The organism is uncultured Kocuria sp. (genome assembly GCF_947500125.1).
GTDB lineage: Bacteria > Actinomycetota > Actinomycetes > Actinomycetales > Micrococcaceae > Kocuria.
The window spans coordinates 63,964-90,210 of record NZ_CANMRA010000017.1; the positions used below are offsets into that span (position 1 = coordinate 63,964).

Annotated in this window: 29 protein-coding genes, 1 pseudogene and 1 riboswitch; of the genes and pseudogenes, 12 read left to right on the plus strand and 18 right to left on the minus strand. The window is 68.0% G+C overall.

Features of this window, described 5'->3' with window-relative positions:
• Positions 1–75: 75 nt before the first annotated feature.
• Positions 76–1,050 (plus strand): arsenic resistance protein, encoded by a 975-nt coding sequence (locus Q0817_RS12315; protein ID WP_298587912.1) that lies wholly within the window; start codon positions 76–78, stop codon positions 1,048–1,050.
• A 186-nt stretch (positions 1,051–1,236) separates the two neighbouring features.
• On the opposite strand, the gene Q0817_RS12320 is transcribed toward Q0817_RS12315, so the two are convergent.
• Entirely contained in the window at positions 1,237–1,893 is a 657-nt protein-coding gene (locus Q0817_RS12320; protein WP_298587915.1) for a cation diffusion facilitator family transporter, read from the minus strand.
• Complete coding sequence (locus Q0817_RS12325; RefSeq protein ID WP_298587918.1) at positions 1,890–2,240, minus strand: helix-turn-helix transcriptional regulator; 351 nt, start codon at positions 2,238–2,240, stop codon at positions 1,890–1,892. Before Q0817_RS12325 ends, Q0817_RS12320 begins: the two co-directional genes overlap by 4 nt.
• Before the next feature lie 250 nt (positions 2,241–2,490).
• On the opposite strand from Q0817_RS12325, the gene Q0817_RS12330 reads away from it, so the two are divergent.
• Positions 2,491–2,718: a hypothetical protein gene (locus Q0817_RS12330; RefSeq protein ID WP_298587921.1), complete on the plus strand. Its 228-nt coding sequence runs from the start codon at positions 2,491–2,493 to the stop codon at positions 2,716–2,718.
• 90 nt (positions 2,719–2,808) lie between these two features.
• On the opposite strand, the gene Q0817_RS12335 is transcribed toward Q0817_RS12330, so the two are convergent.
• The 7 genes from Q0817_RS12335 to Q0817_RS12365 form a co-directional block, all read right to left on the minus strand.
• Positions 2,809–3,456: a vitamin K epoxide reductase family protein gene (locus Q0817_RS12335; RefSeq protein WP_298587924.1), complete on the minus strand. Its 648-nt coding sequence runs from the start codon at positions 3,454–3,456 to the stop codon at positions 2,809–2,811.
• Positions 3,449–5,332, minus strand: a complete 1,884-nt coding sequence (locus tag Q0817_RS12340; protein WP_298587928.1) for a cytochrome c oxidase assembly protein — start codon at positions 5,330–5,332, stop codon at positions 3,449–3,451. Before Q0817_RS12340 ends, Q0817_RS12335 begins: the two co-directional genes overlap by 8 nt.
• Positions 5,333–5,444: 112 nt before the next feature.
• Entirely contained in the window at positions 5,445–6,128 is a 684-nt protein-coding gene (locus Q0817_RS12345) for a thioredoxin domain-containing protein (protein ID WP_298587931.1), read from the minus strand.
• A 52-nt stretch (positions 6,129–6,180) separates the two neighbouring features.
• Positions 6,181–7,095 carry a cation diffusion facilitator family transporter gene (locus Q0817_RS12350; RefSeq protein ID WP_298587934.1) on the minus strand — a complete coding sequence of 305 codons (915 nt, stop codon included), beginning with the start codon at positions 7,093–7,095 and terminating at the stop codon, positions 6,181–6,183.
• The gene (locus Q0817_RS12355) at positions 7,092–7,460 is read right to left on the minus strand and encodes a helix-turn-helix transcriptional regulator (protein WP_298587937.1); all 369 of its coding nucleotides are present in this window, start codon (positions 7,458–7,460) and stop codon (positions 7,092–7,094) included. Before Q0817_RS12355 ends, Q0817_RS12350 begins: the two co-directional genes overlap by 4 nt.
• Positions 7,461–7,890: 430 nt before the next feature.
• Positions 7,891–8,514 (minus strand): C40 family peptidase, encoded by a 624-nt coding sequence (locus Q0817_RS12360; RefSeq protein ID WP_298587940.1) that lies wholly within the window; start codon positions 8,512–8,514, stop codon positions 7,891–7,893.
• A gap of 2 nt (positions 8,515–8,516) precedes the next feature.
• Positions 8,517–8,709: riboswitch (cyclic di-AMP (ydaO/yuaA leader) on the minus strand.
• A 196-nt stretch (positions 8,710–8,905) separates the two neighbouring features.
• Positions 8,906–9,979, minus strand: coding sequence for an IS630 family transposase (locus Q0817_RS12365; RefSeq protein WP_298587943.1), 1,074 nt, complete (start codon positions 9,977–9,979; stop codon positions 8,906–8,908).
• A gap of 111 nt (positions 9,980–10,090) precedes the next feature.
• Between Q0817_RS12365 and ctaD the strand changes: the two genes are divergently transcribed.
• The 3 genes from ctaD to Q0817_RS12380 all read left to right on the plus strand — a co-directional run bounded on the left by ctaD (position 10,091) and on the right by Q0817_RS12380 (position 13,218).
• Positions 10,091–11,806, plus strand: coding sequence for a cytochrome c oxidase subunit I (gene ctaD, locus Q0817_RS12370; RefSeq protein WP_298587946.1), 1,716 nt, complete (start codon positions 10,091–10,093; stop codon positions 11,804–11,806).
• Positions 11,807–12,149: 343 nt separating this feature from the next.
• Positions 12,150–12,329: a hypothetical protein gene (locus Q0817_RS12375; RefSeq protein ID WP_298587949.1), complete on the plus strand. Its 180-nt coding sequence runs from the start codon at positions 12,150–12,152 to the stop codon at positions 12,327–12,329.
• A gap of 238 nt (positions 12,330–12,567) precedes the next feature.
• Positions 12,568–13,218, plus strand: a complete 651-nt coding sequence (locus tag Q0817_RS12380) for a ZIP family metal transporter (RefSeq protein ID WP_298587952.1) — start codon at positions 12,568–12,570, stop codon at positions 13,216–13,218.
• Between the two features lie 140 nt (positions 13,219–13,358).
• Here the strand turns inward: Q0817_RS12380 and Q0817_RS12385 are convergent.
• A pseudogene (locus tag Q0817_RS12385) lies at positions 13,359–14,074 on the minus strand (cation transporter).
• Positions 14,071–14,337: a helix-turn-helix domain-containing protein gene (locus Q0817_RS12390; RefSeq protein ID WP_366139876.1), complete on the minus strand. Its 267-nt coding sequence runs from the start codon at positions 14,335–14,337 to the stop codon at positions 14,071–14,073. The pseudogene Q0817_RS12385 and the gene Q0817_RS12390 overlap by 4 nt, the downstream one beginning before the upstream one ends.
• Positions 14,338–14,575: 238 nt before the next feature.
• Between Q0817_RS12390 and Q0817_RS12395 the strand changes: the two genes are divergently transcribed.
• From Q0817_RS12395 to lepB, 4 genes are all read left to right on the plus strand, one after another.
• The gene (locus Q0817_RS12395) at positions 14,576–15,214 is read left to right on the plus strand and encodes an isoprenylcysteine carboxylmethyltransferase family protein (RefSeq protein WP_298587955.1); all 639 of its coding nucleotides are present in this window, start codon (positions 14,576–14,578) and stop codon (positions 15,212–15,214) included.
• A gap of 204 nt (positions 15,215–15,418) precedes the next feature.
• Positions 15,419–15,967: a hypothetical protein gene (locus Q0817_RS12400; RefSeq protein ID WP_298587958.1), complete on the plus strand. Its 549-nt coding sequence runs from the start codon at positions 15,419–15,421 to the stop codon at positions 15,965–15,967.
• Between the two features lie 225 nt (positions 15,968–16,192).
• Positions 16,193–17,671 carry a multicopper oxidase family protein gene (locus tag Q0817_RS12405; protein ID WP_298587961.1) on the plus strand — a complete coding sequence of 493 codons (1,479 nt, stop codon included), beginning with the start codon at positions 16,193–16,195 and terminating at the stop codon, positions 17,669–17,671.
• 71 nt (positions 17,672–17,742) lie between these two features.
• On the plus strand, positions 17,743–18,198 hold the full coding sequence (gene lepB / locus Q0817_RS12410) for a signal peptidase I (RefSeq protein WP_298587964.1): 456 nt from the start codon (positions 17,743–17,745) through the stop codon (positions 18,196–18,198).
• Between the two features lie 148 nt (positions 18,199–18,346).
• On the opposite strand, the gene istB is transcribed toward lepB, so the two are convergent.
• From istB to Q0817_RS12430, 4 genes are read right to left on the minus strand one after another with little or no spacing between them, the layout of a single operon-like run.
• On the minus strand, positions 18,347–19,159 hold the full coding sequence (gene istB, locus Q0817_RS12415) for an IS21-like element helper ATPase IstB (protein WP_298587967.1): 813 nt from the start codon (positions 19,157–19,159) through the stop codon (positions 18,347–18,349).
• Positions 19,156–19,692, minus strand: coding sequence for a Mu transposase domain-containing protein (locus Q0817_RS12420; RefSeq protein WP_298587970.1), 537 nt, complete (start codon positions 19,690–19,692; stop codon positions 19,156–19,158). The genes istB and Q0817_RS12420 overlap by 4 nt, the downstream gene beginning before the upstream one ends.
• A 1-nt stretch (position 19,693) precedes the next feature.
• A complete protein-coding gene (locus Q0817_RS12425) occupies positions 19,694–20,083 on the minus strand; it encodes a hypothetical protein (protein WP_298587973.1) in 390 nt (129 codons plus the stop codon).
• Entirely contained in the window at positions 20,067–20,693 is a 627-nt protein-coding gene (locus tag Q0817_RS12430) for a hypothetical protein (RefSeq protein ID WP_298587976.1), read from the minus strand. The genes Q0817_RS12425 and Q0817_RS12430 overlap by 17 nt, the downstream gene beginning before the upstream one ends.
• 493 nt (positions 20,694–21,186) lie before the next feature.
• Between Q0817_RS12430 and Q0817_RS12435 the strand changes: the two genes are divergently transcribed.
• Together Q0817_RS12435 and Q0817_RS12440 are read left to right on the plus strand one after the other, a co-directional pair.
• Complete coding sequence (locus Q0817_RS12435; protein ID WP_298587979.1) at positions 21,187–22,467, plus strand: Nramp family divalent metal transporter; 1,281 nt, start codon at positions 21,187–21,189, stop codon at positions 22,465–22,467.
• 44 nt (positions 22,468–22,511) lie between these two features.
• Positions 22,512–23,201, plus strand: coding sequence for a metal-dependent transcriptional regulator (locus Q0817_RS12440; RefSeq protein WP_298587982.1), 690 nt, complete (start codon positions 22,512–22,514; stop codon positions 23,199–23,201).
• A 40-nt stretch (positions 23,202–23,241) separates the two neighbouring features.
• Here Q0817_RS12440 and Q0817_RS12445 read toward each other — a convergent pair whose 3' ends face one another.
• The 3 genes from Q0817_RS12445 to Q0817_RS12455 all read right to left on the minus strand — a co-directional run bounded on the left by Q0817_RS12445 (position 23,242) and on the right by Q0817_RS12455 (position 25,244).
• Positions 23,242–23,787: a DUF3093 domain-containing protein gene (locus Q0817_RS12445; protein ID WP_298587985.1), complete on the minus strand. Its 546-nt coding sequence runs from the start codon at positions 23,785–23,787 to the stop codon at positions 23,242–23,244.
• Positions 23,788–24,344: 557 nt separating this feature from the next.
• On the minus strand, positions 24,345–24,896 hold the full coding sequence (locus tag Q0817_RS12450) for a hypothetical protein (protein WP_109222870.1): 552 nt from the start codon (positions 24,894–24,896) through the stop codon (positions 24,345–24,347).
• Positions 24,897–25,094: 198 nt separating this feature from the next.
• Entirely contained in the window at positions 25,095–25,244 is a 150-nt protein-coding gene (locus Q0817_RS12455) for a hypothetical protein (RefSeq protein WP_298587996.1), read from the minus strand.
• A gap of 395 nt (positions 25,245–25,639) precedes the next feature.
• Between Q0817_RS12455 and Q0817_RS12460 the strand changes: the two genes are divergently transcribed.
• Positions 25,640–25,810, plus strand: coding sequence for a hypothetical protein (locus Q0817_RS12460; protein WP_298587999.1), 171 nt, complete (start codon positions 25,640–25,642; stop codon positions 25,808–25,810).
• Positions 25,811–26,247: the final 437 nt, after the last annotated feature.

Genomic DNA, 26,247 nt, shown 5'->3' on the forward strand with positions numbered 1-26,247 from the left:
AAGTCTCCGGCGGGCCGCCTGGACGAAGCCCGGCGGATGCCCGGCATCGATCCCCACGAGAAGTAGGAGCACCACATGTCCTGGTGGGAACGGTTGCAAAGTGTGCTGGTGGCGGTCGCCGCCGTGGCCGGCCTCGCCGCAGGCGTGGTCTGGCCGGTTGGTGCGGCCGCCCAGCATGTGGTGCTGCCGGCGCTGATGGTGATGCTCGTGGCGGTGTTCGTACAGATGGACGCCACCCAGCTCGCCCAGGCCAAACGTGCCCGGGTGGTGGTGGCGGCCAGTCTGGTGCTCAACTTCGTGTTCACCCCGTTGCTGGCCTGGGCCCTGGGGACCGGGTTGCTGGGTGGGTCCCCGGATCTGCGGATCGGGCTCCTGCTGCTGCTGGTGACTCCGTGCACGGACTGGTATCTGGTGTTCACCGCGATGGCCCGCGGCCACGCCGGGATCGCCGCGGCCCTGTTGCCGGTGAACCTGATCCTGCAGCTGGTGCTGCTGCCGGTCTACGTGCTGCTGCTGGGCGGGCAAGCGGCGATGGTCGATGTCGCCACCCTGGCCGAGTCGGTGCTGCTGGTGCTGGCCGTGCCCCTGGCCGTGGCCCTGTTCGCCCGTTGGGCGGCCGCCCGGTACCGCGGCGAGGCCTGGCGGGAGCAGATGGTGCTCAACCCGGCCGGGCGGCTGGTGCTGCCGCTGCTGTACCTGGCGGTGTTCGCGATGTTCGCCTGGCAGGCCCGCACCGTGCTGGCCCACCTCAACGAGCTGGCGTTGCTGCTGGTGCCGCTGGCGGCGTTCTTCGTGCTCGCCCCACTGGCCGCCACCGCCACCGCCCGGGCCCTGCGCCTGCCGGCCGACCAAAGGGTGACCCTGACCATGACCACCACCGCCCGGAACTCCCCGATCGCCCTGGCCATCGCGGTCGCCGCGTTCCCGGACCGGCCGCTGATCGCTGTGGCCCTTGTCGTGGGTCCTCTGGTGGAGCTGCCTGTGCTGGCGGTGCTGGCCCAGATCGTGCGCGCCCCACAGCAGGTGGAGCAGCCGGCCACCAGCACCTGAGCGGGAGCCAACCCCGGGCTGCGTCGTCGCTTCTTTTGGGTGTGGCCGCTAGCTCGTCCCAGGTAAAGCAGGGACCTCGTGTCCTGGATCCATCACAGGGCCGGCAACGGCGCAGGGGCCCTGCTGGATTCAGGGCCCCTGCGTGCTGGGCAGTGGTCATGGCCACCGAGGCGGTGGGGAGGTCGATCAGTCCTCGTCATCGTCGTCCTCGACGAGTTCGCCTTCCCAGGCTTCCTTGCCCTCGTGGATGGCGAAGGCCGCGATGATGAATCCGGCCACCGGGTCCACCCAGGCGGCCCCGGTGAGGGCGAAGATGAGCAATCCGGTCAGGGTGGACACGGACAGCAGCACGCAGATCCTGGTCTCGGCCGCGTCAGCGAGGATGAGGTTGTCGCTCAGGGCCGTGCCGACCTTTTTCTTGGCCGCGGCCAGGATCGGCATGATGATCAGCGAGGCCACCAGGATGATGATGCTCACCGGGGAGGACTCCGGGGCTTCGCCTGCGAGCAGAGAGCGGATGCCTTCGACGGTGACGTAGGCGGCGAGGATGAAGAAGGTCACCGCCACCAGGCGCAGGGCGATCTTCTCCTTGCGCTCATCGGTTTCACCGTGGCGCAGCCGGGCGGAGAGGCGCAGGGCGACCAGCACGGCGGCGATGGATTCGATGCCCGAGTCGATGCCGAAGCCGACCACCGAGACCAGCCCGGCCAGCACACCGGCGGTGACGGCGACGATGCCTTCGATGACGTTGTAGCCGACGGTGAACTGGGCCAGGCGCAGCCCGCGCCGGGTCAGCCGTTCGGTCTCGGCCGGGGACAAGACAGTGGTGGTGGGGTTGCTCATCGATCTTCTTCCGTGGGAGTTCCATAGGTGGGGCACAGCGCGACCTTCGCCCCGGTCGCGGCCAGCAGGCTCTCAGCAGTAGCCAGCAGGTCCAGCAGCTCCGGGCGGGCCAGGGCGTAGAAGGTCTGCCGGCCCTCGGTGCGCCCGGCCACCAGCCCGCACTCGCGCAGGCACCCCATGTGGGCGGAGACGGTGGACTGGGCCAGACCGGTCTGCTCCACCAGATCCCGCACCCTCGCCTCACCGGAGGCCAGGCGGGCGACGATGGCCAGGCGGGTGGGGTCGGACAGCGAGTGGAACAGGGCCACGGCCGGGTCCAGGGCGGTCACAGTCGCATTGTTCGTCATATCCCGATGGTATCGCCAAATAACGATTATTGCGGGGGTGGTGATGGTGACGGCGCACACCAGGGGCTGGGCGTGATCGGGGTCCTGGGGGGGGTGGAGTCGTCTGGCGGGCTGCGCCGGCGTGGCCTGTCGTTGCGCCGCTGGCGGCGATCGGCGTCTCCAGCGCCCCGCCTTGTCATTGACATCGGCGCTGGGGGCGCTTCAATGGAAGCCATCTGGCTGTTCGTCGTCACCGTCCCGGGGGTCTGTCATGGGAGTTCGTATCGCCGAGAGCATCGCCATTGTGGTCATTGGTGACGGTGTGGTCGGGGCGCTGTTCCCGGCCCGCCACGCCGCCCGGTGGGTGCGCGGCCCCGGCCCGTGGCAGCAGGCGATGCGCCCGTTCCTCGAGCATCCCGGACTGACCCGGGGCCTCGGGATGGTGCAGGTCGCCGCGGGCGTGGCCTGGGTGGCGACCCTGCCACCGACCGCCCGGTAGTCGCCGTGTCGTTGGGGCCCCGGTGGTGATCTCCGGCTGGGCAGGGGCCGGGGTGCGGCCAGGGCCTCCCCTGTGCGGGGGCCGGGTGGGTCAGAGGCCGGTGAAGGCGGTGAAGAAGCGGAAGAACACCGAGGCGGCCACCGCGACGTAGGTGATGGCCACCAGGGTCCAGGCCCATTCGGCGGCGAAGCGGGCCAGCCCGGGCGGGGCAGGAAGGATCCCGTGGACCAGGTTGCGGATAGTGAGCAGGATGGTCAGCGGGATCATCGCCGCCCATACGATCATGCAGTACAGGCACAGGATGTAGATGGAGAACAGCGCCTGGGACCACAACCAGATCGCGAACACCGCCCCGGCCGTGACCCCGACCTGCAGCCCGATCCAGTACCAGCGCCCGAACCGTGCCCCCGAGAGGGCCGCCATGGCGGTGGTGATGACCACGGCGAAGGCGACGATCCCGATCAGCGGGTTGGGGAACCCGAACAGTTCCGACTGCCAGGTGCCCATGACCTGCCCGCAGGAGACCCAGGGGTTGATGTCGCAGCTGGTGACGTGGCCGGGGTCGCGGTAAAGGGCCAGGCGCTCGAGCACCAGGACGCCGGAGGCGATCCAGCCGATCACCCCGGTCACCAGCAGCAGGACCGCGAAGGGCCGGTGCCGGGCGAAGCCGGGCAGGTGCGTCTCGGTGGCCGGGGAGGCGTCGGTGTGATGGGTGGTGCTGGTGGTGGGGTCAGCCATGGTGGGTGTCCTTGACGGTTCCGTTGTCGATGACAGGGGTGCCGGACTGGGGTCTTCGGGCCAGGACGGCCAGGGCGGTGGCCAACAGGGGCAGGACCCCGGCCAGGAGGATGGAGCTGGCCGCGGATTGCTGGTCCGCCAGCGGGGAGGGGCCCCAGTCCCTTCCCAGCCCGGAGAACCACTCCGGTTGGATCAGCGCTGGGGACAGGGCGGTGGCCACCGCCCAGAGCCCCAGGGCGGTGGCTGTCCCGACCAGCGTCAGAGCCTGGGCGCGCACCGCGGCCCGGTCGCGTGGTGGGATCAGCACGGCGGCGGCGAAGATCAGGCCCAGGACCAGGGCGGTGGTGTTCATCAGTTCGTGGCCGACGTGGGTGTGCAGGGCCAGGGCGAAGGCGGGGGTGTAGTAGAAGACACCGAGCCCGGCCAGGACCAGGACCGCGGCCGGGATCGGGCGGGCCATCAGCACCCCGGTCCGGGAGGTGCGCCATGCGGTGGTGAGCTCGCGCGCCCCGGTGGAGCCGTCGGTGCGGGCCGGCACCAGGGCCGCGGCCAGAAGCCCGGGTCGCCCGGCGATCAGCAGCAACGGCACCGGGAAGGCCAGCAGCAGGTGGGCGGTGGTGTGGATGCTGAACAGGATCGGGGCGTAGACGGCCGGCAGCCCGCAGGTGACATAGACCAGCAGCACGAGTCCGGCCAGGAACGCCACCGTGCGCGCCACCGGCCACGGTGTCCTGGTGCAGCGCAGGCGTCGCGCTCCGGTCAGGTAGAGGCAGGCTGCGAGGATCGCCACGGCGATCCACAGCCAGTCAAACCGCCACTGGGTGACCCACCCGGAGGCGCTCAGCGGTGGGGGCAGCAGGTAGCCGGTGAGGATCTCGGCGGGCGTGATGTCCGGTTCCCGCTCCAGGGGCACCGGGGTGGGGGTGCGCCCCAGGGCCACGCCCAGGGCCATCACCGCGCACAGGATGAAGACCTCCACGGTGATCAGCCGCCACACCCTGCCCCGGCTCGCAGGCCCAGCGGTGATCGCCCGGCGGTTGAGGTACCCGAGCACCCCCAGAGCCACAGTGGCGATCGTCTTGGCGATCACCAGTGCCCCGTAGCCGGAGTCCAGTCCGTCCCATCCTCCGATCCGGTAGACGGTGTTGATGACCCCGGAGACGGCCACCAGGACGAAGGCCACCGCGGCCAGGGCGGAGAAACGTACCAGCACGACGTGCGTGGCCTGCGGGATGGTTAGCAGCGGGACGAGCAGGGCGAGCACGATGATCCCGCCGGTCCAGATTCCGGCCCCGAGCAGGTGCAGGGCCAAGGCGTTGACGGCCCCGTTGTGGTCATCGACCCCGGCCACGTGCCCCAGCTGGGACAGCGGAATGACGGCGGCCAGGGCCACCACGGTGGTGGCGGCCACCGGCCCCGGGGAGCGGGCGAGCACGGCCAAGGTGGTGGTGAGCGCGGCCATCACCGCGGTCACCGCCCACGCCTGGCCGGGAATCAGGCGGGTCACGTAGTAGCCCAGCTGTCCGGTGAACTCGGTCGAGCCCGAGACGGGGGCACCGATGGTGTCGGCGTAGCTGAGCACGATGATCGCCACCGCGGCCAGCGTCCACACCGCCGCCGCCACCGCGGCCACGCTCATCACCCGGGCGAAGGCCGGGGGCTCGGCCCCGGGCGTTCCCGCGCCGTGGGCCGGGGTGGACCGGGGCACGACGGTGGTGGCGAAGACCAGCCCGGCCCAGGTGATGGACATGGCCAGATGGTGCACGGTCGTGGCCGCCGGCAGTCCCCAGCGCACCATCGCCCCGGGATCGAGCACCTCCCGGGCCGCGGTGGCCCCGGAGGAGCTCAGGGCCACCCACAGCACGGTGAGGGTCATCAGTCCGACACCGATGACAGCAGCGGTGGCGACGCCCCGGCGCCGCCCAGCCGCTGCCGGCGCCGACGGCGAAGGTGGTGGGGTGGTGGTGCGGGATGGACTGGTCATCGGGTCAGTCGGTGGCTGCGGTCTCGACAGCGGCCCGGAAGGCTTCCAGGGACTCGGGGTTGAGCACTTCTCCGTCGAGGTAGAACGTCGGGGTCCCGGCCACGCCCAGGGCTTCACCGTCGGCCACATCGAGCTTGACCCGCTCTTCGGTGGCCGGATCGGCCACCGCGGCATCGAAGGCGGCCATGTCCAGGCCGAGGTCCTCAGCGAAGCCGCGGAAGAGTGCGCTCTGGTCCTCGGCCGATTCCCCCCATTCGGCCTGGGTCTCGAACATGCGCTGATACATGGCCTCGTACTGTCCCTGCTGGGCGGCGGCCTCCACGGCCACCGCGGCGTTGACGGAGTTGCGGTGGCCCGGCAACGGGAAATACCGGTGCACGAAGGTCACGGTGTCGCCGTACTCGGCCCGCAGGTCTTCGACGAAGGGGTAGGCGGCCCGGCAGGCCTCGCACTCGTAGTCCAGGAACTCCACCAGCACCGCCTGCTCATCCGGGGCCTTCGAGAGCACCCGGCTGTTCTCCCGCACCAGCTGCCCCACGTCCTCGGGCACCGCTGGGGTGGAATTGGCACGGGCGATGAGGATCGGGATGGCCACGGCGGCCACGATGGCGACCAGCAGAATCCACACGAGGATCTTGGCCTTCGAGGGTTTCCGCTGGGGGGTGCTCGTGCTGGCAGTAGTGCTCACAAAGGGTTCCGTTCTGTCTCAGGCAGTAGGGCGTACCGGGAGTGGAGGGGTTCTAGTGGCGGAGAGTCTCGTCCCGGCGGTGGGAAGCCGGTTCGATCTGGAAGGTGGAGTGCTCGATGGTCACGTGGAAGTCCCGGGCCACGCAGGCCTGCAGATCCGCCAGCACGACACCGGCGTGCTCAGCGCTCAGGCAGCCGTCGTGGACGGTGACGTGGGCCGAGAGCACCGGGGTGTCGGAGTCGATGCGCGAGGCGTGCAGATCGTGCACGCCGACCACGTGCGGCAGGGCTTCCAGGCGGGTGCGGACCTCCTCCAGGTCCAGGCCTTTCGGGGTGGTCTCCATGAGCACCTCGATGGTGTCGCGCAGCAGGATCAGGGCCCGGGGCACGATCAAGGCGGCAATCAGCAAGGACACGATCGCATCCGCCTGGGTCCACCCGGTGGTGGCGATGACAATCGCCGAGACGATCACCGCCACCGAGCCCAGGGCGTCGTTGGCGACCTCCAGGAACGCGGCCTTCATGTTCAGGTTCTCTCCCCGCCCCGAGGCCAGGATGATCAGCCCGATGACGTTGCCGACCAGACCGATCACCCCGAACCACAGCATCGCCGAGGACTCCACCTCCGGGGGCTCCAGCAGCCGGCGGACACCTTCGACGGCGACGAACCCGCCCACGGCCAGCAGCACCGAGGCCTGGGCGGCCGCGGCGACGACCTCCGCCCGCTTGTACCCCCAGGTGCGTTTGTCCGTGGCCGGCTTCAACGCCAGGGTCGCCGCGATCAGCGCAATCAGCAGCCCGGCCGAGTCGGTGAACATGTGCCCGGCATCGGCCAGCAGCGCCAGACTGCCCGAAATCACCGCACCGATGATCTCGGCGACCATGATCGTGGCGGTGATGGCGAAGACCACCGCCAGCTTGCCCCGCCGACCGGTGGCGGCGTGGGCGTGATCGTGCTCCCCACTCACGCCGGAACCTCCTGGATGCTGGCCGCACCGGCTGTCGTCTCGGCGGCGCACTCGGGGGTGCCGCACCGGCACACCGCCTCGACGGTGAGAATCGTGCCCAACAGGTCCTCCAGGGCATGGGCCAGCTTCGGGTCCGAGAGCTCATAGCGCACATTGCGCCCGGCCGGCACGCCCACGACCAGCCCGCAGTCACGCAGGCAGGCCAGATGATTGGACAGGATCTGCCGGCTCACCCCGATCCGGGCCGCCAACTCCGAGGGCACCGCCGGGCCCTGCTGCAGCTGCAGCAGCACCGCGGCCCGGGTGGGATCGGCCAGTGCTTTGCCGAACCGGGACATCACCTCGACCGGGAACAAGATCCTCATGCCACAACCGTACAGCAGAATCTGTATCAAATGGGATGGGGGTCGACTGACGGTCGGGCAATATCCAGCTTGCGTTCCTACGGTGTGGGCGGATGGGGGTGCCGTCCGCCACTGCGGCACCCCCATCCTCGAACCATCACGGCACTCCGTGCGGCCGTTGCCGCAATGCCCCTGCGGGGTGGGAAGGCGATAGACTGCCTCCGGCAGGAGACGGGTCGAGCCCATGATCACTTTCTGCGCTGCTGCGCTGGGCAGCCCGCCCGTGCGCCGTTTCCCAACCGGGTGCAAAGCGGCCGGGCCGTGGCGATCGATCGACTCTGCGATCCAGGCACGAGGTACCCCATATAGGTCGCCGATGACGATCCTCTCGGAGCACTTCGCACCTGGCGGACGGCCTCCCGTCAACCGGCCACCACCGGCGGGGGGAGGCTCAGCGGTAGGTGTAGTACGCATCGAGGGGCATGGCGTTGACGGAGTGGACGAAGGTGCCCTGGGTCGGGTTCAGCGCAGAGACCATCTTGCCGCCACCGAGGTAGATGCCGATGTGGTTGCCACCGTTCTGAGACACCAGGTCGCCGGGCTGCGGGTTGGAGGTCGGGGTGGCGGCTGCGATCTGCTGGAAACTGGTGCGGGGGATGTCGATACCCTGCTGGGCGTAGACCCACCCGGTGAATCCGGAGCAGTCCCAGGCACCGAAGGAAGTGCCACCCCAGACATAGCCGGTGCCCACACCCTGCATGGCCGTACCCACGATGCCGCCAGCGGCCGGGGCGATCTCGGTGATCGCGGTGGACTGCGGGGTCACGCTCGAAGCCGAGGCGGTCTGCGCCGCCATCGGGGCCGGGGTGGTGTAGGAAGCCTGGCTCCCCAAAGAGGACGAGGCCGGGGCCCACGACGTGGCGGCCGGGGCAGCCGGCAGCTCCGCATAGGCCTGGGCCGGGGCCACGGAGCCAAGGATTGCCACGCCAGCCGCAGCAGCGATCGTGGTGTTACGCGCCCGGTACGAGGGGGTCTCGGCGCGGTGACGAGCAGAGGTGTGCTTGAAGAATGCCATGGATGTACTCCTCCCTTTGCCTACGAGGTGAGCTGTCGGATGCGGGTGGGAGACACCCGGTCGCAGGGCGTGATGCTCTGGCGACTTAACCCCTAGGACCCGAATCATCGGGACCGCATGTGGTTCCCCCGCTTCTGCCAAGCAGTTTCTGTGTAATGAGCCGCGGGCACCGGCAGAATTCGGCGATGTGCCCGAAGGCGCCGACAGGATCAGTGGCCGGCACGCACTGAAGAGTACAAGAAGATCACGAAACAATCACAATCCCATTCGGGAATGTATAGGAACCATAAAGAAAACGATCAAGATTTGATGAAGTTGTAAATTTTTTTCGACTTTTTCCTATTAATGTTCTGCGAATTGTGGTGCTCTGCGGCGGGCGGCAAGAGCCTCCCTAGTGGCCCGTCTTTGAAGTCGTTGAGCGGTTGGCTTTCTTGAGGATTTCGGTGCTGGTCTTGGTCCACACGAAGGGTTGGCAGCGGTCGTTCCAGCCGGTGACGAAGGCCCGGATCTTGGCGTTGAGCTCGGGCACCGAGGCGGCGTCGGCCCGGTGCAGGGCCTGGCGCTCGATGATCCCGAACCACACCTCGACCAGGTTCAGCCACGAGGCCGAGGTCGGGGTGAAGTGCACCTGGAAGCGGGGGTTCTGCCCCAGCCACGCCTTGACCTCAGGGGTCTTGTGGACCGCGTAGTTGTCCATCACCAGGTGCAGTTCCTGGTCCGGGTAGGCCCGGGCGACCTGCTTGAGGAAGGCCAGGAACTCCTGGCGCCGGTGCCGCGGCTTGCAGGCCGCCGTGACGTGGCCGGTGGCGATCTCCAGGGCCGCGAACAGGGTGGACGTCCCGTGGCGGATGTAGTCGTGGGTGCGGGCCGCCGGCTTGCCCGGCTGCATCGGCAGGCCCGGGGCGGTCCTCTCGAGTGCTTGGATCTGGGACTTCTCGTCCACACAGAGCACGATGGCGTTCTCCGGCGGGGCCAGGTAGAGCCCCACCACGTCGACGACCTTCGCCACCAGTTCCGGGTCGGTGGAGAACTTGAAGGTCCCCTCCCGCCACGGGGCCACCCCGTACTCGCGCCAGGCCTTGGCCACCGTGGTGTGATCGATGCCCAGCCGGGTCGCCAGCAGCCGGGAGGACCAGTGCGTGACCCCGAGCTTCTTCGGCGGAGGGGTCAAAGTGGCCGCCACGATCGCCCGGTGGTCGATCCGCCGGGGCCGGCCCGACCGGTCGTGGTCGGCCAGCCCGGCGATGCCGGCCTGGGTGTAGCGGGCCCGCCAGGCGATCACGGTGTTGCGGGTCGTGCCCACCTTCTCGGCGATCTCGGTGTTGGAGACCCCGTCGGCGGCCAGCAGCACGATCCGCGCCCGCTGGGCCAGCCCGGCCCGCACCGAGGTGGAACGCACCAGCCGCAGAAGCTTCTCCTGGTCGCCCTGGCGCAACAGCAGCGGGGCCGCAGGATGGTTTGCCATAACCCATGATCCCACCCCGCCAATCGCTGAGGTACTTCAACCCCTCGGCACTAGGTGCGCTACGGTAATCGGCGTTTGAAGACGTACGGCATTTGGGCCCGAGGAGACCGCATGGCTATTTATGACTACACCGCCGACCAGCTCCAAAACACAGCCCAACCAACGGTCGTGCCGCGTTCCAAAGGCCGGATGGTCGTCAACTGGATCACGTCCACCGACCACAAGACGATCGGGTACATGTACCTGATCTCCTCCTTCGCCTTCTTCTGCATCGCCGGGGTGATGGCGCTGCTGATCCGCGCCGAGCTCTTTGCCCCGGGCATGCAGATCCTGGAGACCAAGGAGCAGTACAACCAGCTGTTCACCATGCACGGCACCCTGATGCTGCTGATGTTCGGCACCCCGCTGTTCGTCGGCTTCGCCAACGTCATCGTCCCGCTGCAGATCGGCGCCCCCGACGTCGCCTTCCCGCGGCTCAACGCCCTGGCCTTCTGGTTCTTCCTCTTCGGGTCCCTGATCGCCACCGCCGGGTTCCTCACCCCGGCCGGCGCAGCCTCCTTCGGCTGGTATGCCTACGCACCGTTGAGCAATGCTTCCTTCACCCCCGGCGCCGGCGGTGACCTGTGGGTGTTCGGTCTTATATTGTCCGGTTTCGGCACCATCATGGGCGCGGTCAACTTCATCACCACGATCATCGCGATGCGCGCCCCGGGCATGACCGTGTGGCGGATGGGCCTGTTCACCTGGAACACGCTGATCACCTCGCTGCTCGTGATCATGGCTTTCCCGCCTCTCACCGCCGCTCTGTTCGCCCTGGGCATGGACCGCACCTTGGGAGGCAATATTTTCGATCCGGCCAATGGTGGTCCGGTGCTGTGGCAGAACCTGTTCTGGTTCTTCGGCCACCCCGAGGTGTACATCTTGGCGTTGCCGTTCTTCGGCATCGTCTCCGAGATCATCCCGGTGTTCTCCCGCAAGCCGCTGTTCGGCTACAAGGGCCTGGTCTTCGCGACCATCACCATCGCCGCGCTCTCGGTGACCGTGTGGGCCCACCACATGTACGTCACCGGTGCGGTGTTCTTGAGCTTCTTCGCGTTCATGACCATGATGATCGCCGTGCCCACCGGGGTGAAGTTCTTCAACTGGATCGGCACCATGTGGCAGGGCTCGATCACCTTCGAAACCCCCATGCTGTGGGTGCTGGGCTTCATGTTCACCTTCCTCTTCGGCGGCCTCACCGGGGTGATCCTCGCCGCCCCGCCGCTGGACTTCCACCTCAATGACTCCTACTTCGTGGTCGCCCACTTCCACTACGTCATCTTCGGCACCGTGGTGTTCGGGATGTTCGCCGGGTTCTACTTCTGGTGGCCGAAGTTCACGGGCAAGATGCTCAACGAGCGGATCGGCAAGATCCACTTCTGGCTGCTGTTCCTGGGCTTCCACATGACCTTCCTGATCCAGCACTGGCTCGGGGTCTCGGGGATGCCCCGGCGCTACGCGGACTACCTGCCGGAGGACGACTTCACCTGGATGAACCAGATCTCCACCGCCGGGGCGATGCTCCTGGGCGTGTCCATGCTCCCGTTCTTCTGGAACGTGTACACGACCTGGCGCAACGGCACCAAGGTCGAGGTCGACGACCCCTGGGGCTTCGGCGGCTCCCTGGAGTGGGCCACGTCCTGCCCGCCGCCGCGGCACAACTTCACCTCGCTGCCGCGGATCCGCTCGGAGCGCCCTGCCCTGGACCTGCACCACCCGGAGCTGGCCGCGGAGTCCCCGCAGCAGTCCCCGGTCGACGACGCCGCCATCGCCACGCGAAAGGAATGATCTTCTCGGTGCCGGGGTCTTTATCGGTGCGGTGACGGCCACGGAGACCCTCGAAGTGCTGCGGCACAGGATGGACGGATTGGCCCTGCCCCGAAAAGGGACGCTGCTTCTGCTGGTCGCCGGCACACCGCGGCGCCTTTCCGAGAAAGGGAGACTGCATGTCCGTTTCGCCTCCCGGCCAAGTTCTGCTCGTCGACGACGAAACGGACCTGGCGCAACTCTTCCAGAGGTATCTACTCAACGCCGGTGGTGAGATTGCGGCACGGCACACCGAGGCCGACGCCGTGGAGGCGGTACGGGAACCGGCGCCGGCGGTTCTCGCACTGGATCTTGGCCTGCCTGGTTGGATGAGGTGGACAAGCTCGTGGGCCTGTCGGTGGGCACAGATGGCTACAAGGCAAAATCTTTCAGCCTGCAGGAACAGGCCGCGCGTGCAGGCCATGATGCGGCGGGCACATCTTCTGATGGCCGGCCGGACCGCGGTATTCGTGGCCACCGCTCTGGTGAGTCCCGTGATGCTTGACCGGGAACTGTTGCTGGCGGGACACCCTGAGGAGGCCACCAGCCCGGCCAGCCCGAGGACCACCTGGCGGTGTGAGGCGGGCCCTGGTCGCCGGTCCGGAACCGACACTGCAGCAACTGTGCAGGCTGGGGCATCCGATCCCCGCCTGTAAGACTGGATCGACACCTGATTCACCGCAGACGACATGGCTCGAGCCGGTCGAGGCAACCATGGTCGGCCCCACCCCAGGAGGCGCGTTATGGAAGGTTTCGTTCTGGTGCTCGTTCTGGCGGCGCTGCCGGCGGCAGGGAACTTCCTAGGCGGCCTGGCCGCGGAGCTGGTGGACGTCTCCGAACGCACCCTGTCCCTGGCCCTGCACTTGGCCGCGGGCATCGTCATGGCCGTGGTCGGTCTGGAGCTGATGCCCGAAGCCCTGGCCGCTTCCTCGCCGTGGATCCCGATCCTGGCTTTCGTCGGTGGTGGGGTGTTCTTCATGGGCATCGAACGGATCATCGGCTCCGTTCAGCGGCGCCTTGGCAAAGGAGCTGGGGAGAGCGGGCCGTTGGCGATCTTCACCAGGGTGCCTCTGGACCTGTTCAGCGACGGAGTGATGATCGGCACTGCCACCGTCCTGAATCCGTCCCTGGGATTGCTGCTGGCCCTGGGCCAGATTCCGGCCGACGTACCAGAGGGCTTCGCCGCGATCGCCACGTTGCGCCGGGCACAGATCGCCCGCCGCACCCGGATCCTGATGGCCCTGGGATTTGCCGCGCCTAATCCTGATCGGGGCCACCCTCGGGTATTTCGCGCTGCGTCAAGCACCGGAAATCTGGACTCTGTCCGTGCTCGCACTGAGCGGTGGAGCGCTGACCAGCGTGCTGGTCGAGGAGATACTCACGGAGGCCCATGAAGGCGACACCAGCCTGTGGGGCCCGATCCTGCTCACCGGCGAATTCGCGCTGTTCGCCGCGATCTCCGTCTACCTCGGCTCCTGAAAAGCCGTACCTTCCAGCATCCTCGCCTCGGGGCGCCGACGTGTGCCGACCGTGCTCAGTGGGCGCAGCAGGTGCAGTCGTGACCGCATCCATCGCAGTCTGCACCGTTGTGGGTGCCGTCCTCGGCGAGGACCGCGACGGGGGTGCAGCAGGCGTCCCCGCGCCAGGCCTCCAGCTCCTCCTTGACCGCCACCGCGGCGATCATCAGGGCGGCGATCGGATCGGCCCAGGACCAGCCCAGGGTGCTGTTGAGCAGCAGGCCCACCAGCAGCACCGCGGAAAGGTAGGTGCACAACAGGGTCTGCTTGGAATCGGCCACCGCCGAGGCCGAGCCCAACTCCCGGCCGGTGCGCCGCTCGAACCAGGACAAGAACGGCATGATCACCAGACTCACCGCCGCCAGCACGATCCCCACCGGGGAGTGCTCCGGCTCTGCCGCCCCAGCAGGGTGCGGATCGCGTCGATGGTGACGAAGGCGGCCAGGCCGAAGAAGGAGAAGGCGATCACCCGCATCGCGATCTTCTCCCGGCGGTGCGGGTCGGGCGCGGCGAACTGCCAGGCCAACGCGGCCGCCGAGAGGACCTCCACGACGGAGTCCAGCCCGAAGCCGATCAGCGCCGACGATGAAGTAACGCGCCCGGCGGTGATGGCGATGATCGTCTCGAGCACGTTGTAGGTGATGGTGGCGGCCACGATCCAACGCGCCCGCGGGTGCAGGGCCACCTGGCGCGCATCGGTGATGGGCGTGGGCCCCAGGTTCAGGGAGCTCATGCGCAGGTGCATCCTTCCGGGGAGCAGCAGGTCAGGTCCACGGTGACCACCAGCACAAGCAGCTCCCCCAGGGCCTCTCCGAGGCGGGGATCGGCCAGGGAGTACCAGTTGTTGCGGCACTCCGGGGTGGCCGTGATCAGTCCACACCCGCGCAGGCACCCCAACTGGTTGGACATCACCTGCTTGGACACCCCCAGGGCCTGGGCCAGCTCCGAGGGCCGGGCCTGCGCGCAGGGCCAGCAGAATCCGGGTGCGCGTCTCATCTGCGAGGGCATGGCCCAATCGGGACAGTGCCGAGGTGTGGGTAAGGGTCACCGTGCTCATACCCCCCCACCCCCGACAATACACGAATCTATGTACTGTAAGGGGTATGGCCTTGAGGGTCGATGCCGGCTCACCGGCTCGGTTCGCTCTCGCCCATCGCCGGGTGGGGGCATACAGCCCGTGCCGCCCACGAGAGCCGCAAGACGGGGCCAGCGCATCCGATTGAGGAGAACATCGATGATGAGTGACCTGGCCCCGGCCCTTGCCCTGGGGCTGTATCTGGCCGGTTTGGTGGCCGCGTTCGGTGTGCGGTCCTGGCTCCACCGGGCCCGCACCGGCTCCACTGGCTTCCGGGGTCTCAGCGGGGCACCGGGCTCGGCTCAGTGGTGGGGCGGGATCCTGTTCGCGGCCGCCCTGGTCCTCGGTGCGGCCGGGCCCGTTCTGGCGCTCACCGGCACCGTGGCCGCACCTCGACTCCCGCAAGCACTGTCCTGGGCCGGGGCGGTCGTCACCGTGGTGGGTTTCCTCGGTGTCCTGGCCGCCCAGGCCGGCATGGGCGCCTCCTGGCGGGTGGGTGTGGATGCCACCGAGCGGACCGAGCTGGTCACCACCGGGGCCTTCGCCGTGGTCCGCAACCCGATCTTCACGGCGATGCTCACCACCCTGGCCGGCTTGACCCTCATGGTCCCCACCGTGGTCAGCGCGGCAGCCCTGCTGTGCCTGCTGGTGGCGGTGGAGCTGCAGGTCCGTCTCGTCGAAGAGCCCTATCTACTGCTCACCCACCGACGGGCCTACGCCTCCTACGCCGCTCGTGTCGGCCGGTTCCTGCCCGGCCTCGGTCGGCTCCGCTACGCGCCTCGGGGCAGGATTTCCTAAGCGGACACCACCATGGCCTCGAGTCGAACTGCTTGCCGGTGGGGCCCTCGGGCGGATACCAGGACATTTTTTGTCCGACACGGCACTTGACGCGCTCCCTTGTAACACCGGAGAGGGATCGCACCGAGGCGCTGTTGTGCTGGCGTCGCGGAGCCGGGAAGTCGCGACAGTGTTTCTCCAAGGTCTTATCCGCATCGTGTGGTCATGACCACCACCGTTACGGTCCACAGCCTTCCCGCCACCCAGGGCATCCGCAGGCGACGGCGCTGGGTGGGGCCGGCAGTTTTCCTGGTGGTGCTGTTGGCGGTGCTCGGACGCGGGGTGTTCACCCAGGAGGCACCGAGCACCATGTTGGGGGCCTCCGGCTATGTGCCTGGCGGACTGGCCCGCCTCAACGGTGTCCTTCCCTATGCGCAGGCGGGTCCGCGTCAGGGCGAGGTGCCGCCCGAGCTCACCGGGCCTGTTGCCCCCGGCAACCACCGGGTGCAGGTGCTGCTGGAGCTCACCGCCATGGAGCCCGAGGGCCTTGAGTTCGATGCCGAGGATTACCTGGTGGAGCGGTTGGGCGGAGGCCAGTCACCGGTGGTGTGGACCTCCATCCGCCAGGCCTCCCTGAAGCAGGGCGAGTCCGTGATGGCGGAGCTGGTGTTTGAGCTGCCAGACCAGGCCGTCGAACTGATTCTCGAAGGCGCCGGCGACGCACGCCTGTCGCTGGGGGCGGAGCATCACAGCGGCAGCACCAGCGGCCGCTGATCCCGGTGACGGGCTGGTGGGGGCTGGTCCGTCCGATCACCGGGTGCTGTTCATGAACACCGGGGCGCGCTGCAGGTAGTGGTCCTGATCCAAGGGGGAAAGACGATGACCGTTTCGAGGCGCAATGTGCTTCTGCTAGGGGGTTTGGGGGTCGCAGGCGTGGCCGCGGGCCTGCCCATGACGGCGGTGAACGCCCGATCCGCCAGTCGGTTGCGGGACTCCGAGATGCCTCGACCGTTTCGCACGGAGCTCGTCCAGGCGCCTTTGCTGAACCCGTACAAGAGCGAGATCGATCCCGCGGACGGGAAGCCGGTGAACTACTACAAGGTGGAGCAGAAGGCTGGGGCGGCCCAGATCCTCCCCCGGGCAGGGCTCACGACCCCGATCCTGGGTTACAACGGGATCTTTCCCGGGCCTACCATCAGCCTGGACCAGGGCACCAAGTCGGTGCTGCGGGTGAGCAACAAGCTGCCGGCCACCCATCCCATCGACGGGCACGTCCTGGCCACCTCGACCCACCTGCACGGCTCCGCGTCGTTGCCGCAGTACGACGGCTACGCCAGTGACGTGACGAACCGGGGGTTCTACAAGGACTACTACTACCCGAACTTCCAGCCGGCGCGGACCCTGTGGTACCACGATCACGGCGTGCACCACACCGCCCTGAATGTCTACGCCGGTCTGGCCGCCCAGTACCACATGCACGATCCCCTGGAGCGGCAGCTGCTTCCGCAGGGGCGCTACGACCTCGCCCTGACGATCTCGGATGCGATGTTCGCCGCCGACGGTTCGCTGGGCTACGACGACAACAGCGATTCCGGGTTGTGGGGCGACGTCATCTTGGTGAACGGGCGGCCGTGGCCGGTGATGAAGGTGCAGAAGCGCATTTACCGCTTCCGGGTGCTCAACGCCTGTATCTCCCGCTCCCTGCGCCCTACCCTGTCCACCGGGGAACCGCTGATCATGGTCGCCACCGACGGCGGGCTGATGCCCACCGCCCAGTCCACGAAGAACTACCGTCACGCCGGGGCCGAGCGCTATGAGTTCCTCATCGACTTCCGCAACTACAAGACCGGGCAACGGATCGAGATGCGCAATCTGTCCAACGACAACAACCGGGACTACGACTACACCGGCAAGATCATGGCTTTCGACGTCGTCGACGAACCCGTGGACACCTCCGATCCGACCTGGAACCGGGTCCCGACCCAACTGGCCCCGAATAATGAGGTCATGGCCCTGAAACCGGCCCAGTCCACCAAGACCCGTCGGTTCCGGGTGAAGCGTGATGACAACATGTGGACGATCGACGGCGTCACGTGGGCCGATGTCATCGCCAGCCAGTTCCGCAAGGTCGCCGCCGAGGTGCCCCTGGGGGCCACCGAGATCTGGGAGTTCGAGAACAGCTCCGGCGGGTGGTTCCACCCCATGCACATCCACCTCGTGGACTTCCAGGTCCTCACTCGCAACGGCCGAGCCCCCTTCAACTACGAGAAGGGACCGAAGGACACCGTCTACGTGGGGGAAGGCGAGACCGTGCGCCTGCTCATGAAGTTCGGCCCCCACCAGGGCCGGTACATGATCCACTGCCACAACCTGGTCCATGAAGACCACGACATGATGGTGCAGTTCCAGGTCGGCAAGCCCCCCACCCCGGACCCTAACGATCCCATGACCTCGGATGTGCCCAAATGGGAGGGCTGAGCGCCACGGCCGCCCCGGCACGAACACCCCGCCCCGGAAGAGCACACCGCCCCCCGCGGGGTCCGACGCTCGTGGCGGTCCTGGTCGGTGTGGGGTTGATCATCGCCTGCCGGCTGTGGTTGCTCGCCCCCGTGATCGTGGCCTCCGACAGCATGGACCCCGCCCTCAAACGCGGAGGCTTGGCCTTGTTGCTCAAGCCCGATCCTGGCATCGACCGGGCCGGCCCCGGGAGCCTGGTCGTCTTTCCCCACCCGGATGACGGCAGTCCCACCGTGAAGAGGGTGGTGGCCATCGGTGGGCAGTCGGTGGCGATCGAGGATTCCGTGCTGGTCGTCGATGGGCAAAGCGTCGATGAACCGTTCGTGGATTCCAGTCTGATCGACGGCACCTGGTTCGGCCCGGTCGCCGTTCCGCCAGGACACGTCTTTGTGATGGGCGACAACCGGGGCGTGTCCATCGATTCTCGGCACTTCGGGAGCATTCCCGTCGAAGACCTGGAGGCTACGGTTTTGCTGCCCCAGAACTAGCTGGGCTCGCGCAGGCGCCGGGAGGTGAGTATGACAACCCCATATGGCCCCACTGTGATGGTCTGATTTGGCCCCACCCGCGGGGTGTTGGTTGTGCTGGCCGGCTGTCGGTGACGTCCGGCTCTGCGTCGCGGGGTGTAGTCGGGGATCAGGGGCCGGCGGCTCCTTTCCGGGCGCGGGTGGTGCGCAGCCGGTAGGAGCTGGTGCCGGTGTTGATGATGTGGGCGTTGAAGGTCAGCCGGTCCACGACGGCCGCGGCCAGCCGGGGGTCAGTGAACGTCGCGCCCCACTCGCTGAACGGGGCGTTGGTGGCGCAGGCGATCGAGGCGCGTTCCTCGCGTTCGGTGATGATCTGGAACAGCAGCTCGGCCCCGCGGGCGTCGAGGTGGACGTAGCCCAGTTCGTCCAGGCAGAGCAGGTCCAGGCGCCCGTAGCGGCCCACCACCCGGGAGAGCTGCTTGGCGTCGGCGGCCTCGGCGAGCTCGTTGACCAGCGCGGCGGTGCTCACGTAGCGCACGCGTCGTCCTTGCTCGGCCGCGGCGGTGCCCAGCCCGATGAGCAGATGGGTTTTCCCGGTGCCGGAGTCCCCGAGGAGCACCAGGGGTTGACCGGCCTCGATCCAGGCCCCGGTCGCCAGGTGCGCCAGGGTTGCCGGGGGCAGGTCGGGGATCGCGGTGGTGTCGAACTCCTCCAGGGTCTTGGCCCGGGGGAACTTCGCTTCCTTCGCCCTGCGGATCCGGCGGCGGGCCTCGCGGTCGTCGCACTCGGCGGTCAGCACCTCGGCGAGATAGCCCTGGTGGGTCAGCCGTTCCCGGGCTGCGGCCGCGGCCAGCGGGGCGGCCTGGGTGCGGATCGTGGGTAGGAACAGGGCCCGGCAGGCAGCGCTGATCGCCGCCTGGGCAGCGGCCTCGCTGACCCTGCTCACCGCCGGGGGTGGGCTCGGTGGCGTGGCGGGGTTCATGCTCCCACTCCGATGCCGGCCAGCTCGTCGTAGGCGCCCAAGCACGGGGGCCGCCGGTGCTCCAATGCCGCCGGCGGGGCGGTGGCCGGCAGGACCACGGGCAGGGCCGCGGCGGGTTGGCCGAGCCGGCGTGCCTCCACGGCCACCAGGTCGGGGTCGAAGCGGCTCATCGCCACGGCCGCTTCCATTCCAGCGACGATGCCGGCGGTGCCCAGGGTGCGGTGCAGCAGCAGCACCCCGATCAGCGCCCGGGTCCCGGCCCTGTCGCCGAGATCCGCTCGGGCGGCGTCCCAGAAGCGCTGATGGGCCGGCGTGAACGCCCCGCTCCTGCGTGCCGCGGCCAGGGCGGTGGCCCCGGCCAGGGCCCCGGGTTTGCGGGTGAGCACCTCGAGGTAGTGATCCAGCACCAGGTCCTCGGTGTACTTGTGCAGGGACCGGGTGTGGGTGGCCACGACCGTCCCGGCGGCGATCACCGTGACCGTGGTCGCCCCCAGCCTCACGTGCAGGCGCCGTCCGGCGTAGCGGGCCGGCACTTCAGTAGTAGGACTGGCGAACGCACACCCGCGCCCGGGCATCCACCCGGCACGACAGCGACTGGGCCGGGTCGAAGGCCTCGACCGGCAACGGACGCAGCCCGGGGGCTTCCCGCGCGGCGGCGGCCCCGACGGTCTCGGTGCGCCCGGTGATCCGCCGGGCGTCGTCGGCGGCATCGGCGGCGGCCATGACCGTGTTGAGCTCGGCCAGGGTGGCGACCGCAGGCAGCGGGACGAGGTGACGGCGGCGGAACCGGCCGACCTCGCCCTCGACCCCGCCCTTCTCATGGGCGCCCTCGATCCCGGGCTGGCAGAAGAAGCTGTCGAAGCCGTAGTGAGAACGCAGTGCGATGAACCGCGGGTTCTCCACCCGCTCACGCCCCAGCACCACGCGCACTACCGCCGGGGTGAGGAAGGCGCGCGCGGATCATCCCCGCCGGCACCCCGCCCAACCGCTCGAAGGCGGCCACGTGACCATCCAGGAAGGACTCCTGGGCCTGATTGGCGTAGGCGATGTGCACGGCCTTGCCCGAGTACGACAGGCGCAGGATGAACATCCACAACTTCATCCGCACCCCGCCGATCACCGCGGCGAACTCTCCGAAGTCGACCTCAGCCTCCTGGGCCGGGGCGTGGGTCTGGGGCACTTTCACTTGCAGGGACTGATCGAAGATCTCCCGGCGCAGCTCGCCCACCAGGGCCCGCACGCTGGACTCGGCCACGACCACCCCTTCCTCCTCGACCAGCCGTTGCCACACCCGCCGGGCGGTGTGGCGCTGCTTGGGCGGCACATCCTGGTCGGCGATCAGCCATCGGCGCACCGTGGCCACGTGTGGCCCCAGCACCGGGGCCACCCGGACGGGGACTTTCCGCGCCGGCGGGGTCGCATCAACCAGCGCCTGGCGCACCGTGCGCCGGTGCACTTTGTGCTTCTCGGACAGGGCCCGGATCGAGAGGCCTTCATCGCGGCGGTCTCGTCGGATACGTTCGAACTGCTCCACTCTCGACATCTCCTTCAACGCTTCTACCCCCAAAATCGCCTTGCCAGACGATTCGAACGGTAGAGCTGGTGGGTCGAGGGTGGGGCCCAATCAGAGCATCAAAACCGCTTCAGGTGGGGCCACTTCAGATTGGCACACTCAGGGAGGGGTCGCCTCAGCTAGCTAGCCGGTCTTCAACCCGGTGATTGAGGGGTAGAGGGGGAACCTGCACAGCGGGCAGTCTCGGCACGGGACACAGCGGAGGCGTGGCGCGCTGCACCACGCATGGACCACCCGATCCCCCGAACGGTGAGCACCCCCTCCACACCGCTGCTGGTCGCCACAATCGTCGACGCCTCTGCGCCTCGTGGGGCAGCTCATCGCGCATTTTCCCGCGCTGACCCATTTCCTCGAGCGCAAGGTGACGTGCGCGCAGACATCAAGGGGTCACGATTGCGCCCTGCGTCGTGCAGGGCGCTTCCCCTCCGCAGAAAGTTCGCCTAGCTTAACTTCTATGAGAGCGAAGGCCGGTCGCACCGGCTCCACCGGCATCGCCGCCTCTGGCTCAGGAGAGCGGTGGGTGCGCCGCCAGCCCCTGCCGTGGTTGTTGGGCCCGGCCTTCGTGGCCGCGGTCGCCTACGTGGACCCGGGCAACGTCGCGGCGAACCTCACCGCCGGCGCCCAGTACGGGTACCTGCTGGTGTGGGTGCTGGTGGCCGCCAACGGCATGGCCGTGCTCATCCAGTACCTCTCGGCCAAGGTCGGGCTGGTCACCGGATCGAGTCTGCCCGAGTTGCTGGGCGACCGATTGCCCCGGGGCCGGCGGCTGGGGTACTGGGTCCAGGCCGAGCTGGTGGCCGCGGCCACTGACCTGGCCGAGGTGATCGGCGGGGCGATTGCCCTGCATATCCTCTTCGGGATCCCGCTGCTGGCCGGGGGCGTGATCGTCGGGGTGATCTCGATGCTGCTGCTGGTCCTGCAGACCCGCCGGGGCCCCCGGTTCTTCGAGTTCGTCGTGACCGGATTGCTGGCGATCGTCACCGCCGGTTTCGTCACCGGCCTGTTCTTCGGCCCCGTGTCCTGGGGTGAGGCCGTCGCTGGGATCGTGCCGCGGTTCGAGGGCGCCCCGACGGTGCTGCTGGCCGCGAGCATGCTCGGGGCCACGGTGATGCCCCACGCCATCTACGCCCACTCCGCCCTGGCCCGGGACCGCCACGGGCACTCGGTGCCCACCGAGGCCCTGCCGCGGCTGTTGACCGCCACCCGGTGGGACGTGCTGCTGTCCCTGCTCGTGGCCGGGTCGGTGAACATCGCGATGCTACTGCTGGCCGCCGGCAACCTCGCCGGGGTGCCCGGTACCGACAGCATTGAAGGAGCCCATGCGGCGATCACCGCCGCCCTGGGTCCGGCCGTCGGGATCGCCTTCGGCATCGGGTTGCTGGCCTCCGGACTGGCCTCGACCTCGGTGGGCTCCTACGCCGGGTCGGCAATCATGGGCGGTTTGCTGCACCTGCGCATCCCAGTGTTCGTCCGTCGGCTGATCACTTTGATCCCCGCCTTGGTCATCATCGCGGTCGGAGTGGATCCGACCTGGGCGCTGGTGCTGTCCCAGGTGCTGCTGAGCCTGGGCATCCCTTTCGCCCTGACCCCGTTAGTGCGGCTGAGCAGCAACCGCGCCCTGATGGGGGTCTTCGTGAACAAGGTGGCTCTGACCGTCGCCGCCTGGGTGGTCGTGGCCCTGATCGTGTCGTTGAACGTGGCGCTGATCATCCTGACCGTCGCCGGAGCCGATTGAATGGGCCCGGCAGCTGCGGTGCGGCACTCGGTAGCGTGGGTCCTATGGACTTGAGTGAGATCACCCCGGTCGCCCAGGACTATCTCAAGGCGATCTGGTCGGCCACCGAATGGGGCGACCCGCCGATCACCACCACAGCCTTGGCGGCACGGATGGGGACCTCTGCCCCCAACGTCACCGACACGGTCAAGCGATTGGCCGGCCAGGGGCTCGTCGAGTACCAGCCCTACAAGCCCGTCACCCTCACCCCTCAGGGGCGTGCGTACGCGGTGGCGATGGTGCGCCGGCACCGGCTGCTGGAGACCTTCCTGGCCACCACGCTGGGGTATCCGTGGGAGGAGGTTCATGATGAGGCCGAACGTCTTGAGCACGCCGCCTCCGACGCCATGATCGAACGCATCGACGCCCGGCTGGGTCGCCCCACGGTGGATCCACACGGGGACCCGATCCCCACCGCGCAGGGACGCACCCGCCGCCCGCTCAATACCACCCGACTCACCGAGGCGAAGCCGGGACGATACGAGATCATTCGTCTTTCCGATGCCGACCCACACCGCCTCACCCGGTTCCGCGACTGCGGCCTCGTGCCGGGTGGGGCTTTTCGTGTCATCGCTCAGGAAGCCAGCGGAACGACCGGTGTACCGGGGTATCACCACACCGCGATCGAGCTGGCACCGACGGAAGCCGAAGCCATCTGGGTGACACCCACCCTCAATACTCACCGGAGCCTCTGAAAGCTGCGCCCACCGGGGAATGCCCCGGTGGGCGCCGCGCTCAGCCGGCGGAGAGAACCTCGACCATGCGCTCCGGGTGACGGGTTGAGGTCAACCAATACGGGGTGGGGTCCACGGGATCGGTGATCTGGATGCGCACCACCGGGCCCACGGAAACGCGGAAGTTCATGTAAGCGCGGGCGTCCAGTTCAGGGCCGCGCACTCTTTGGACGGCGCTGCCGCGAAACGCTTCAGCCTCACCCACGAATCGGCGCTCAATACGAGCGCGCCCCACTTGCAACGACTCCCCGGTGATCACGATCCCGGTGCTCGAGGCAATCAATGCCACGGCAGTGCCGCCGGCGACCACAGCCCCCACCGCCGCCCCGACCCACATGTTGATCGGAGCCAGGGCGATCAGACCCACCAGACCCGCGAAGAGCACGAGCAACCACATCCACCACGCGGCAGACAATCTCTCCTCGTACAAGACCGTTTTCGGGTCGACCTTCGCGGGAGGGTCCTCGACAAGTCCGTCCGGCGACGTCCCCTGGGCGCCGCGGGATTCATTGGGCGGGAAGGCGCCGAGCGTCGCAGGGTAGGACATGTTCCAATCCTCTCATGACAGCGATCCGGTGGACCGGCTGGTCCGCCATCACGGGGCGCAGACCCAGTGCATGCTGAGGCTCCTGGGCTGATCGGACAGTCCAACCGTGTGCTCCGTGGCACAGGCGATGGTCACCACCCGGCATCCGTGGTTGGCAGAGTGGAGTACCTGATCTAGCACCTCGCCCAGGACGGCCTGGTCCTTGGGGACCGGCTGTGCAGAGGGGCCCGGCGGGGTGACCCCCTCCTGCCCCTCCATCTCGTGGGCTTCAGCCCTCACCCGTAACGGGGAAGCTTCCCTCCCTTCATCTTCGCGACGGCGCGAAGGACACCCTCTACGTGGGGGGACGGAACCGTGCCGCTGCCCACGGAGTTCGACCCCCGAGACCGGGACGGTTCAGTCATGGTTCCGTCGCCCCAGAACTAGTTTTCGCGAGTGGTGCAAGACGGGATGCTGCGGGGCGCCGTGATCCGCTACGGCGGTGTGCGGAGAAGGCCCTCGCCGCGGTCGAAGAGTGAGGGCCAGCCGCGAGCCGGCTGGCCCCCACCAGAGCCCGATCAGTGCCCGAGGCTGGTCTTGTGGCTCACATCCTTGTACCAGTCCGACCAGCCGTGACCGTCCCAGTAGCGGTACTTGACCACGTGGTACACCTTCTTGTCCTGGTGGTGATTGACGTGGCGCCAGTGTCCCCCGCCCCAGGTTTCACCGCCGTGGTGGTTGAAGCTGTACTGGTAGTAGTCGCTGCCGTGCTCGTGGGAATTACCGTGCTTGTCCTCGGCGTAGTAGTACTGCTTCACCTGCACCTTGGTGTAGCCCTTGTCGCACTTCACCTTGAAGGGGAACGCGGCGTAATGCTTCCCCTGATACTTCTTGTAATGCGGCTTGTAAGCATCCACCTCACAGCCCTTCTGCTGCTGTTGACCCTGGGTCTCCACCGCGGCGGATGGCACCTGGGTGGTCGGCGTGAGCGCGGCTTGGGCCGGTGCACCGAGGGTGGCGAGGCCGCCTGCGGCCAAGGTGAGCGAGGCCATGGACAAAATAGCCTTGGAGAAGTAACGCCGGCTGTTGAGATTGGCGGTAGGCGTGGACGATGCGGGAGTGGAAGACATTTTGATCTCCTGGCGAGATGCGGGGATTGAGTGTGCCAGAGTCCCTGCCCCCGATGTGGGGGCTAATTCTTGGTGGGCCGACATATAAAGCATGTCGGCCAGGTCGTTGCGCAACGTCCACCCGGAGGTTGATTTCCCCGGTACACCCAGGGGTGCACACGAGCCAATCCGAAGGCCTGCCGTACGGCGCGACGAAACTTACTGACCCACCACGTTGTCGACGCGGTGTGAGACCCGTGGGTCCGGTGTGGAGTTGTCCAGAACTCCGTCCGCCCAGACCTCCCCCTGGCGCAGCACCGGCAGGCGGTGGGTGGCCTGACGCTGGCGCACGACGTCCTGCCGAGTCATGCGAGTCCCCTTGAGCTCGGAAGACCCGGGTGACACCAATCTTTGTCGGGTCTAGAACGAGCTGGTTCAAACCGTTAGGGGCATGACCCTAGCTCGCGATCAGAAGGGAGAAGTAAAATAAGAGGGCAAGACTGGCGTTGGTCCCGCCAAGGACCGGGAAGTATCTAGATGGACATTGCTCCCCGCCTGGGGCGATGTCAGGAGCTCGGGGGCACTGCGGAAACCGCTGTGCCCAGTGCAGACTGTGCGCGGCGGAGAGCCCCGGGGCTGAGGGCGTGAACCATCCTTTCGTGGATGGGCACGCCCTTCTTGCGTGTCCAGTCCGTTATGGCCGACACCCCCAATAACAGGTCAGGCGGATGGACGGGTGGCTTTCGGTGCGGGGATGACCGTCGGTGTCGACCCAGCCGGTCCTGGCATGGCTGGACGAGGGCGGCGGCCACGGTCGGCCTCCCGGATTCACCTCGGTCGCCCCACCAAAAGTTGCGGCGATGCTGGGCATCCCCCAGCAGCTCGCCGACCTCGAGGACGCTGAGAGGGCAGAGGCCGGAAGAGGGGACCTGTAGTTGAGGATCCCACCACCGGGCCGGCCCCGGCGTGGCTGCCGCCATCCCGGTGTGCACGGAGGATCCTGCTGTGACCTCCTTGGCGTTGTCGATCGTCACCAGCCAGCCGCCCGAGATCCAGTACTTGGAAAAGTTTCTGGTCACCCGTTGACCTCCGAGCCGCCCAGAGGCTGCGTATGGGGTGGCGAGATTCCCGGCGCAGCCCCGGAGGCCTGTGCTGAGACTTCCTGAGGGGCGGGGCCGATCCTGTGGGGCTGGGGTGGGGTGTCCGGCAGGGACAATGGAGGCAACCCGCGTCCCCTTCTGCAGAGGCGGGTGAAGGAGATCAGCTCATGAGTACGAGAACGCCCGAGCACACTGGGTGAATCCCCCCAAGTTTGATGCCGCATCTTTTCCGGTCAGGAAGGATGTTGTCATGCCGAAGAATTTCGATCCCG

Bases quoted from the DNA above. Each gene is read 5' to 3' on its own strand.
- ctaD (WP_298587946.1), top strand. From the start codon at position 10,091: ATGGCTATTTATGACTACACCGCCGACCAGCTCCAAAACACAGCCCAA.
- Q0817_RS12365 (WP_298587943.1), bottom strand. From the start codon at position 9,979: ATGGCAAACCATCCTGCGGCCCCGCTGCTGTTGCGCCAGGGCGACCAG.
- Q0817_RS12440 (WP_298587982.1), top strand. From the start codon at position 22,512: ATGGACTTGAGTGAGATCACCCCGGTCGCCCAGGACTATCTCAAGGCG.
- Q0817_RS12390 (WP_366139876.1), bottom strand. From the start codon at position 14,337: ATGAGACGCGCACCCGGATTCTGCTGGCCCTGCGCGCAGGCCCGGCCC.
- Q0817_RS12360 (WP_298587940.1), bottom strand. From the start codon at position 8,514: ATGGCATTCTTCAAGCACACCTCTGCTCGTCACCGCGCCGAGACCCCC.
- Q0817_RS12445 (WP_298587985.1), bottom strand. From the start codon at position 23,787: ATGTCCTACCCTGCGACGCTCGGCGCCTTCCCGCCCAATGAATCCCGC.
- Q0817_RS12400 (WP_298587958.1), top strand. From the start codon at position 15,419: ATGACCACCACCGTTACGGTCCACAGCCTTCCCGCCACCCAGGGCATC.
- Q0817_RS12455 (WP_298587996.1), bottom strand. From the start codon at position 25,244: ATGACTCGGCAGGACGTCGTGCGCCAGCGTCAGGCCACCCACCGCCTG.
- Q0817_RS12395 (WP_298587955.1), top strand. From the start codon at position 14,576: ATGATGAGTGACCTGGCCCCGGCCCTTGCCCTGGGGCTGTATCTGGCC.
- istB (WP_298587967.1), bottom strand. From the start codon at position 19,159: ATGAACCCCGCCACGCCACCGAGCCCACCCCCGGCGGTGAGCAGGGTC.
- Q0817_RS12320 (WP_298587915.1), bottom strand. From the start codon at position 1,893: ATGAGCAACCCCACCACCACTGTCTTGTCCCCGGCCGAGACCGAACGG.
- Q0817_RS12330 (WP_298587921.1), top strand. From the start codon at position 2,491: ATGGGAGTTCGTATCGCCGAGAGCATCGCCATTGTGGTCATTGGTGAC.
- Q0817_RS12340 (WP_298587928.1), bottom strand. From the start codon at position 5,332: ATGACCCTCACCGTGCTGTGGGTGGCCCTGAGCTCCTCCGGGGCCACC.
- Q0817_RS12325 (WP_298587918.1), bottom strand. From the start codon at position 2,240: ATGACGAACAATGCGACTGTGACCGCCCTGGACCCGGCCGTGGCCCTG.
- Q0817_RS12315 (WP_298587912.1), top strand. From the start codon at position 76: ATGTCCTGGTGGGAACGGTTGCAAAGTGTGCTGGTGGCGGTCGCCGCC.
- Q0817_RS12380 (WP_298587952.1), top strand. From the start codon at position 12,568: ATGGAAGGTTTCGTTCTGGTGCTCGTTCTGGCGGCGCTGCCGGCGGCA.
- Q0817_RS12450 (WP_109222870.1), bottom strand. From the start codon at position 24,896: ATGTCTTCCACTCCCGCATCGTCCACGCCTACCGCCAATCTCAACAGC.
- Q0817_RS12355 (WP_298587937.1), bottom strand. From the start codon at position 7,460: ATGAGGATCTTGTTCCCGGTCGAGGTGATGTCCCGGTTCGGCAAAGCA.
- Q0817_RS12405 (WP_298587961.1), top strand. From the start codon at position 16,193: ATGCCTCGACCGTTTCGCACGGAGCTCGTCCAGGCGCCTTTGCTGAAC.
- Q0817_RS12435 (WP_298587979.1), top strand. From the start codon at position 21,187: ATGAGAGCGAAGGCCGGTCGCACCGGCTCCACCGGCATCGCCGCCTCT.
- Q0817_RS12335 (WP_298587924.1), bottom strand. From the start codon at position 3,456: ATGGCTGACCCCACCACCAGCACCACCCATCACACCGACGCCTCCCCG.